Annotated in this window: 6 protein-coding genes; all 6 read left to right on the top strand. The window is 39.9% G+C overall.

Translation table 11 applies throughout. From position 1 onward, the window contains the following. Positions 1 to 270: 270 nt before the first annotated feature. The 6 genes from OQ5_RS0112695 to OQ5_RS0112730 all read left to right on the top strand — a co-directional run bounded on the left by OQ5_RS0112695 (position 271) and on the right by OQ5_RS0112730 (position 9,746). On the top strand, positions 271 to 1,581 hold the full coding sequence (locus OQ5_RS0112695) for an ATP-binding protein (protein WP_016777846.1): 1,311 nt from the start codon (positions 271 to 273) through the stop codon (positions 1,579 to 1,581). 817 nt (positions 1,582 to 2,398) lie between these two features. Further along, a complete protein-coding gene (locus OQ5_RS0112710) occupies positions 2,399 to 4,711 on the top strand; it encodes an Ig-like domain-containing protein (RefSeq protein WP_255297526.1) in 2,313 nt (770 codons plus the stop codon). 21 nt (positions 4,712 to 4,732) lie between these two features. Beyond that, positions 4,733 to 4,954, top strand: coding sequence for a hypothetical protein (locus OQ5_RS0112715; protein WP_016777850.1), 222 nt, complete (start codon positions 4,733 to 4,735; stop codon positions 4,952 to 4,954). 705 nt (positions 4,955 to 5,659) lie between these two features. Further along, on the top strand, positions 5,660 to 6,730 hold the full coding sequence (gene serC / locus OQ5_RS0112720; protein WP_016777851.1) for a 3-phosphoserine/phosphohydroxythreonine transaminase: 1,071 nt from the start codon (positions 5,660 to 5,662) through the stop codon (positions 6,728 to 6,730). 677 nt (positions 6,731 to 7,407) lie between these two features. After that, a complete protein-coding gene (locus OQ5_RS0112725) occupies positions 7,408 to 8,331 on the top strand; it encodes a 3-phosphoglycerate dehydrogenase (RefSeq protein ID WP_016777852.1) in 924 nt (307 codons plus the stop codon). 155 nt (positions 8,332 to 8,486) lie between these two features. Further along, entirely contained in the window at positions 8,487 to 9,746 is a 1,260-nt protein-coding gene (locus OQ5_RS0112730) for a DUF1015 domain-containing protein (RefSeq protein WP_016777853.1), read from the top strand. Positions 9,747 to 10,043 lie beyond the last annotated feature (297 nt).

Below are 10,043 nucleotides of genomic sequence, written 5' to 3' on the forward strand. Positions count from 1 at the left end.
TGCTTTTTAGACCGGGCTCAACAATGGAAAATAAATTTGAAACAGAGGTTGCTGACTTTTTTAGCAACCTCCAATTAATCAGGTGACCAATTGACGAATTAATCAATTCTTACAAGGCAAGAAGCGAACCGGAACCCGAAACCAGCAACAAGCAACAAGCATCCAGCATCCAGCAACAAAATTGCTTAACAACAAACAATTACTTATATTTGACATTATTGTAATATCCATTACAGTAACAGCCATTACAGTAATTAATTATTTTCTGTTATGAAGTTTTACAACCGAACCAAAGAACTGGAACAGCTCAAGAGAACCTGGGTAAAATCACTCACCAATGCTCAAATGACCATTGTGATCGGGCGACGCCGAATCGGTAAAACCACATTATTGATCGAATCGGTAAAAAACCGGCCCCATCTCTATTTTTTCATTTCCCGCAAAAATGAAATCCTTTTATGTGAAGAATTCACCGAAGAAATAAAAAACAAACTGTCGGTCAATATATATGGCCAATTCCAATCTTTTCGTGACCTCTTTGGTTACCTGATGGAACTGTCGTCGAATACTCCCTTCACCCTGATCATTGATGAATTTCAGGAAATCTATTCTGTCAACCCGTCTGTTTACAGCGAAATGCAGAATATATGGGATCGCAATAAAAACAAAAGTCATATGAATCTTATCCTGTGTGGTTCTGTATATTCCATGATGAAAAAAATATTTGAAGATGCCAAAGAACCACTATTTGGCAGAGCCAATCAACAAATAAATATTAACCCTTTTGATATAAACACCCAAAAACAAATTCTTAAAGAATACAATCCCGACTATACATCCGATGATTTGCTCTTTTTATACATGATAACGGGCGGTATTCCCAAATACCTGGAAATATTAACAGAGAATGAAGCTTTTACTTTTAGGAGCATTCTTAACACTGTTATTGCCGATAATTCGATGTTTTTAGATGAAGGCAGAAATATTCTGATTGATGAGTTTGGCAAAGACTACGGCAACTACTTCTCTATTCTATCGCTAATCGCATCATCCAAAACATCACGACCCGAAATTGAATCAGTTCTCCAAATGCAAACCGGCGGCTATCTTAACCGGCTGGAAAATGATTTTAAGATCATTGCAAAAACGAAACCTATATTATCAAAACCCAACAGTCGCTCTGTTAAATATCATATCTGCGATAATTTCCTTAATTTCTGGTTCCGCTTCATTTACAAATACAAAAGTGCCATCGAAATCGACAATCTTGAATATGTAAAAAACATTATCCTTCGTGATTACAATACCTATTCAGGTAAAATACTGGAACGATATTTCACAGAAAAATTAAAATCGACCGGAAACTATTCTCAAATTGGCAGTTACTGGGAAAAAAGCAACAAAAATGAAATTGACATAGTGGCCATTAACGAAGACCAAAAGAAAATTGACTTTTACGAAGTCAAAAGAAATGCTGAAAACATAAATATCAACAACTTAATTATCAAATCATCTAATCTGACAAAAAAACTTCACGATTTCACCCCTGCATATTATGGCCTTTCGCTCAACGATATGTGAATTACAGCTAAAAATAATTGAGGCTGAGGTTGAGGTTAAGGCTAAGGTTGAGGCTGAGGTTGAGGCTGAGGTTAAGAATGCACCACATAAGGCACAGAAGAACACAGAGATAGAGATAGAAGACGGAAGTCAGAAGATAGAAGCATGTAGAGACGCACGGTCGTGCGTCTCACCAACCTGAAACCCAAAAGCCGGGTTGAGGTTGAAAATCCATCACAGATTATCAATTATCAATTATCAATTATCAATTACCAATTAACCAATTAACCAATTGATGAATTGATGAATTTTTGCAAAGAAAGAGGCGGAGCCAAGCGAACCCGAAACCCGAAACCAGCAACCAGCAACAAGCATCCAAACAGATTGAGGTTGAGGCTAAGGCTAAGGTTGAGGTAGAGAGTGCACCACAGATATCACAGATTTACACAGATTTTTCATTTTTCAATGACCAATTGCCAATTACCAATTATCAATTATCAATTATCAATTACCAATTACCAATGAACCAATTGACCAATTGACGAATTGACCAATTCTTAAAAGGCAAGCAGCAGAGCCGAGCGAACCGGAAACCCGAAACCCGGAACCCGAAACCCAATTTCCCAAAATCAGGCATTACTTTCGTCAACACTTTATCCCCCTTCATCAACTAACTTCCTCATTCATGCACCTTTTGCTATGCCAGACACGTAGAAACAAGTAAATTTACGGCATTACTATTTTCAAAACCTGGCGGTTTATTGATTACATAGCAGAATACAACAATTAATAGTCAATGCCTTTGAACATGGTTACACACAGGGTTAAATTTAGCGTTATGAAAAAGTTTTTACTAAAAGTTGGGTTGATAGGGGTTTTGAGTGTTTGGGGGATTAGTTTAACAAACGCTCAATCATATAATAGTGGTTATCCAAGAATAACTAATGTTACAACTACTTCAGCAACAGCAGAAGTAAACGCCACAGTTGGAGGAAAAGCAGGTAATTTTATTCAGTATCCAACTCACTATACATTCTTTTTTATAGAACAATCGCCTGGTTCATCACCAGAAACAGCCTACGTAATAAATAATTATGATGGTTTTATAGGACTTGAGGGTCCAAATGAAACATTTTATGCAGAAATAGACAATTTGTTACCAAATACAGACTACATTATTCATTTTGTTACAACTGATTCTGGTGGTAATGTGGTAATAGAGACCGACGGAAACCCCACATCAGTCTCATTTTCAACTCTTTCACCCCTAATCGCAAATTCTTTTTCACCAGCAGATGATGCTACAGATGCGGTATTGACAAAAAAATTAACAATTACATTTTCAGAAGATATCCAGCGTGGAAATGGAACAATGACTATCTTCAAAAATGATGGCACTGATTTTCAGTCATTTATCGCCACATCGTCAAAGATTTCGATTTATGGTAACAAGTTAATAGTTTCTCATGATGACTTCTTGATGAACAACAGTTATTATGTGGAAATCCCTCAAGGGTTTGTTAAATCAGTCTTAAATGGTGTAGATTTTGAAGGTGTTTCAGGATCAAATGCCTGGAATTTTTCTACAGCGGATTTAAACATTTGGTCAGGAGATTCCAGCACTGACTGGAATTCTTCCGGCAACTGGGAAACAGGAGCATTTGATTCGGGTTACAGTGTGCTAATCCCAGACGAATCAAGCAACTTTCCTGAAATTAGCACTTCTGTCACTGTGAATGATTTGGTAATTGAACCCGGGGCATCCCTCACCCAAACCGGGGGCAGCCTTACCATCAATGGAGAATTCGTACTCCAGTCTTCGTCCGAAATCAATGCATCATTTATCCCCCGAGGCGATACGGTTATTGTTGATCCTGCCAAGGTGCGTTTCTACCAAAATGTCTCCGCACCCGATCGTAATTACAATTTTGGCGTTCCCGTTACCGGAGCTACTAAGGCAACAAGTGGAATTACCAACTATTTGTATCAATACAACAACGCAGAGAATAGCTATGTCATCTTAGGTGAAGATACGCCCCTGCTTCCCGGCGTAGGATATATTTGCCGGAGCGACCATTCAATGATTTTCACAGGTACGCCGGTTACTTCCGACGTAACCGTAGCACTCGAAAGAAATGAAAGTGGCGGACTCGGCTGGAACCTTGTCGCCAATCCGTTTAATGCAACTGTCGATTTTACCAAATTGGAAATCGACACCGTAAAAGTTGCCTACTCTTTCTGGATATGGGACAACCTCAATAATAAATACAATACCTACAATGCAAGCTCAGGCGTTGGCATAGGCATTGAGAATAACACCCCCGATATCCCTTCGCATCAGGCTTTCTGGGTAAAAGTAAGACCCGGCTACACATCAGCTTCTATCGGGTTTCCTGTCTCTGCCCTTGAGGTCGACAGTATTTCTTACCTCAAATCGGCCTCTTCAACCATATATCCCACTTTAAAGCTGGAATCCAGGCTAAACGGCAATAGCATAACCGACGAAACGGCACTGGTTTTTGCATCGAATGCATCCAACGACTTTGGAGATGCCTACGACACCGAGAAGAAACTTACAACAAACCAAAACTTATGTCAGATCTATACACCTGGTTATACACCTGAAGGCTCTCAAATATTAGCCATTAACGGCATGCAGCCCGCACAAAACGAAATATCTGTCCCACTCGGGTTTAAAACGGATGCAACAGGCACAGTACAAATCAATATGAAAGATAATACTTTACCATCCGATTCGCGTGTCTTGCTTGAAGATAAAGCCACATCCGACTTCATCGATCTTTCTGCCACAGGAACATACGAATTCGAGGTGGATGAGAAAGGCACCAACAACTCAAGGTTTGTTCTTCATATTTCGGGAACAGAAAGTGTTATTACCAATATTGAAGGGAAAACAAAGAATGAGGCTGAGAAAAAATCCTGCTTCTATACAAACAATTCTGAAATAATTGCGTATATTGGCCAATTAAACAATCCCACTTACAGATTGTTGGATATTAATGGCAAAGTTATCGACAGCGGTACATTAAATCCCGAATCGGAAAACAGGATCATGGTCTCAAGGAAAGGAATGATCATAATGATTGTAGAATCAGAAAAAGAAAAACTTGAGTTCAAGACTGTTTTCTAAACAAATTGATTTTTGTTTAGAATGAGACAGAAGGAAAAGAAAATATATAACCAACCCGAGCTGACGGAAGTGACGGTGGATAAAAGCTTTACTTTGTTTACTGCTTCAGAAAATAACCCGCCTGGTCAGCCGTCTTTTACATCCTCCGGCGGGTCAGATACCTCAACATCCTCAGACGAGACCACAACAGAGGACGATCAACTAAAAGATAATAATTTCGAAGATAATCCCTTCCAGCGCTAAGGAAGGGATTTTTTTGTCCTGCCAGGTTCACCACAGATACTACAGATTTACACGGAAATTAGAGGCTAAGGCTGAGGCTAAGGCTGAGGCTAAGGTTGAGGTTGAGGTTGAGGTTGAGAGTGCACCACAGATTTCACAGATGAAAACAGATTTTTCAATGACCAATTATCAATGACCAATTATCAATGATCAATGACCAGTTATCAATGATCAATTATCAATGATCAATGAACCAATTGACGAATTGACGAATAGACTAATAAACGAATTCTTACAGGTCAGGCTGCAGAGCCGGGCGAACCCGAAACCCCAAACCAGCAACCAGCAACCAGCAACCAGCAACCGGCAACCAGCACCCAGCAACAAGCCTCCAGAACTCAATTAATGAAAAAAATCAGCAAAAGGCATGAATAAAAAATCATAAATCACTAACTTTGGCTTGACTAAAATCATGTTTCCGAATTACACGAGACATTAGTTTTATATATTGCAGATAAAGCATTACCAACTCCCGGAATGATTTATCTGAACAAGTGAAACGAGCATGGCAAGGATTGCAACAAGAAGAATATATATAAATGCTTGCATGCAAGTTTCATTAGGCCGGCAACTTAAGTAAGTTATCTTCTAATGAAACAAGCATGAAAAAATTGTCATAATCATACAATTAACCAATTTATTTTCATTATTTAAAATTATCTGGTGATGAAGAAACACAACTTTTATGCAGGACCATCTATTTTGCCTGAGTATACCATTAAGAATACAGCAGAAGCTGTTCTCGATTTCGCAGGTACCGGCCTGTCTGTTATGGAAGTTTCGCACCGGGGAAAAGAATTTGTAGCCGTTATGGAAGAGGCGCAGTCCCTCTTCAAGGAGCTTCTCGACATTCCCCAGGGCTACGAGGTACTTTTCCTGGGCGGTGGTGCCAGCACTCAGTTTTGCATGGTTCCATATAATTTATTGAAGAAGAAAGCCGCATATCTGAACACCGGATCATGGGCATCAAAAGCCCTGAAAGAAGCCAAATTATTTGGAGAAGTTGTGGAAGTGGCATCATCTAAAGATTCAAATTACAATTACATCCCAAAAGGTTATCAGGTTCCGGATGATGCTGACTATCTTCATATTACCACCAATAACACCATTTACGGAACAGAAATCAAAGAAGATTTGGATGTAAAAGTTCCACTGGTGGCCGATATGTCATCCGATATTTTCTCGCGGCCTCTTGATGTTTCCAAATATGCATTGATATATGGTGGTGCCCAGAAAAACCTGGCTCCCGCGGGGGTAACTTTTGTCGTGGTAAAAACAGATATCCTGGGTAAGACAGGTCGGGAAATACCAACCATCCTCGATTACCGCACTCATGTTGAAAAGGGATCAATGTTTAACACACCACCGGTATTGCCTGTATTTGCTGCCCTTCAGACTCTCAAATGGCTGAAGCAACAAGGCGGTGTAGCTGCCATGCAAAAACGGAACCAGGAAAAAGCAGCATTGCTATACAATGAAATAGACCGTAATAAACTTTTCAAAGCCACGGTGACCAATGAAGAAGACCGCTCTTTAATGAACATCTGCTTCGTAATGAATGATGATTATGCCGAACTGGAAAAAGAATTCCTTGATTTTGCTACCGGACGGGGTATGATAGGAATTAAAGGACACCGGAGCGTGGGAGGTTTCAGGGCATCCACCTACAATGCACTGCCTATTGAGAGTGTAAAAGCCCTCGTTGAAACCATGCAGGAATTTGAAAAGAAACATTGACATTTTTGCAATCAACAGAGGGCCATGCAGGCCCTTTGTTGGTCTAAAAAAAGCAAAAAATGTTGTACTTATGAATATGATATAAAAAGACATATTTTTGTCAAAATCAAGGCGTTTTAAATTTTCGTACCGGAGTTAACCCATTGTTAATGAGAATGCAAAAATCTAAAACAACAAAGAGTTTGGCAACAAAGATGCTTTTTATATCCCCACTCACTTATATTGTTCTATAAGCTTTTGAACACAATACTCATCTAATTTTTTGCAATAAATTGCAAATCAGATATTCGTACCTGAAGGAGTTCTTTGTTAAAATACAGTATAGCAAGTTTGAACAATTAATTTTACATCTAATTAGTGCTCATCTATAAAGTGGAGAAAAGATGTAACAAATCACAATGTGTCTGTTCTGAAGGTGCCGGTTGCAAGGCTTGCGAAGTCACCAAAAACGGAGTTTACTTTTCGTAAATAAGTATTTTAGTGGCAAGCGTAACACAGCAAATGGTACTTTATGGACAGACACTAATTAAAATCAAAAAACACTAAAAATTTTTATTTTCCCTTTTTATTGCTTTATACATGTTAGTGTTGTTTGTAATTCATACTATTGACTATTGACTAAAAACTATTGACTGTTGACTAAAAACTATTGACTGTTGACTAAAAACTCAATTATTATGAACAAAATACTAGTAGCTACTGAAAAACCGTTTGCGCCGGCAGCCATTGCGCAAATCAAAGAGATTGTCGAAAAGGAAGGTTATCAGCTTTCTCTGCTCGAAAAATATTCATCTTCCGATGAACTGAAAGCCGCCGTTGCCGATGCACATGCGCTTATTGTAAGGTCAGACAAGGTTACTGCCGACGTTGTTGATGCCGCAAAAGAACTGAAGATTGTAGTTCGCGCAGGCGCCGGATATGACAATCTGGACCTTGAGGCCTGTTCTGCCAAAGGAATTGTGGCCATGAACACGCCCGGACAAAACTCCAATGCTGTTGCCGAACTGGCCTTTGGCATGATGGTCTACCAGGCACGAAACCACTTCAACGGGACTGCCGGTACCGAGTTGCGTGGCAAAAAGCTGGGAATACATGCCTATGGAAATGTAGGTGTTTATGTAGCACAAATAGCCAAAGGTTTTGGAATGGAGGTATATGCTTTCGATCCTTTTGTCCCCGCCGATAAGATCAAGGCCGACGGAGTGACACCTTTAAATACGGTTGAAGAATTATACAGCTCTTGCCAGTATGTTTCTTTGCACATCCCGGCCAACGAAAAAACAAAAAAATCGATCAATGCCCAATTACTCGGAAAGATGCCCAAAGACGCCGTTTTGGTAAATACCGCGCGCAAAGAGGTTATTGACGAAGAGAGCCTGGTACAATTTATGGAAAAAAGGGCCGACTTTGCCTACATTTCCGATATTGCTCCCGATAACAAATCCGTGTTTGAAGAGAAATTCGACGGACGTTACTTCTTTACACCTAAAAAGATGGGAGCACAAACAGCTGAAGCCAACATCAATGCAGGTGTTGCAGCTGCCAACCAGATTGTCAAATTCTTTAAAAACGGAGACGAAACTTTCAGAGTTAATAAATGAGCGCGGTATAAAAAGCATATTTTTTGTCAAAATCAAGGCGTTTTAAATTTTTTGCACCGGAGTTAACTCGTTGTTAATGAGGATGCAAAAATTTAAAACAACACAGAGTTCGGCAATAAAGATGCTTTTTAGGCCGCACTCAAAAATAAATTCTTATGGCTACAGTAAAACCATTCAAAGGGCTCCGGCCACCCAAAGAAGTTGCAGCAGGCCTTTCCTGCCTTCCCTACGATGTTATGAACAGTCGCGAAGCCGCCGATATGGCAAAAGGAAAGGAATTTTCTCTTTTACATATTACCCGTGCCGAAATTGATTGTCCACCCGATGTGGATGTTCATTCTGAAAAAGTGTATCAAAAATCGGCAGAAAATTTCCGGAAATTCAAAGAAAAAGGATGGCTGGTTCCTGATGAAGAACCCCGCTTTTACATTTATGCACAAACCATGAACGGGCGAACTCAATACGGAATTGTTGGTTGTGCTGCCTGTTCCGATTATGAAAACGGGGTCATAAAAAAGCATGAATTAACGCGACCGGATAAAGAAGAGGACCGGATGGTGCATATCCGAACCAATAATGCCAACCTGGAACCTGTATTTTTCAGCTATAAAGCTGTCCCGGAAATCGATCAGATTGTTAAAAACATCGTTGAGAACCAGGAACCGGAATACGATTTTACGGCAGAAGACGATGGATTCGGCCATCATTTCTGGGTTATCCGTGATAAAGACATCAACATGAAGATTGAAGAGCTGTTCGCTCAAAAGGTTCCTTGCACATACGTGGCCGATGGTCATCACCGAACTGCAGCTGCAGCTCGTGTAGGTCTCGAAAGAAAAGCCCAAAATCCCAATCATACCGGGAAGGAAGAATACAATTTCTTTATGGCAGTGCATTTCCCGGACAATCAGCTGCAAATTATTGATTACAACAGGGTGGTAAAAGACCTGAGTGGTTTGTCTGAAAAAGACTTTCTCGAAAAAATGACTGAGGCATTTGATGTTGTCAATATGGGTAATGAAACCTATAAACCTTCAAAGTTACATGAGTTCAGCATGTATCTCGGCGGCAACTGGTATAAACTGACGGCAAAAGAGGGAACTTACAGTGACAAGGACCCCATTGGCGTTCTGGATGTCACCATTCTCTCGAACCATGTACTTGATAAAATCCTGGGAATTAAAGACCTGAGAACTTCTAACCGCATCGATTTTGTAGGAGGTATTCGCGGCCTCGGAGAGCTGGAACGCCGGGTCGACAATGGTGAAATGAAAGTGGCGTTTGCGCTCTATCCTGTCTCCATGCAGCAATTGATCGATATTGCAGATACAGGCAACATTATGCCTCCGAAAACTACCTGGTTTGAACCTAAGCTGCGCTCGGGATTGGTGATTCATGAAATAAATGATCAATGACCATTGATCAATTAGGTTAAGATTAAGGTTGAGGCTGAGGTTGAGGTTAAGGTTAAGGTTAAGGTTAAGGTTAAGGTTAAGGTTGAGATTGAGGCTAAGGTTAAGAGGACACCACAGATGACACGGATTATAATGGTCAATTATCTATTGGATAAATGATTAGATCATTATATGTTAAGATATAAGATGACAGATTCTCCGCTTCGTTCAGAATGACGCTTAGCTGAATGTTATTCTGAGGAGGCACGACAAAGAATCTTTTTTGTAGTCAATTATCAATAAGTACGGTATTAAAAG

Source organism: Anaerophaga thermohalophila str. Valhall, from assembly GCF_000250735.1.
GTDB classification, from domain to species: Bacteria; Bacteroidota; Bacteroidia; order Bacteroidales; family Marinilabiliaceae; genus Anaerophaga; species Anaerophaga thermohalophila_A.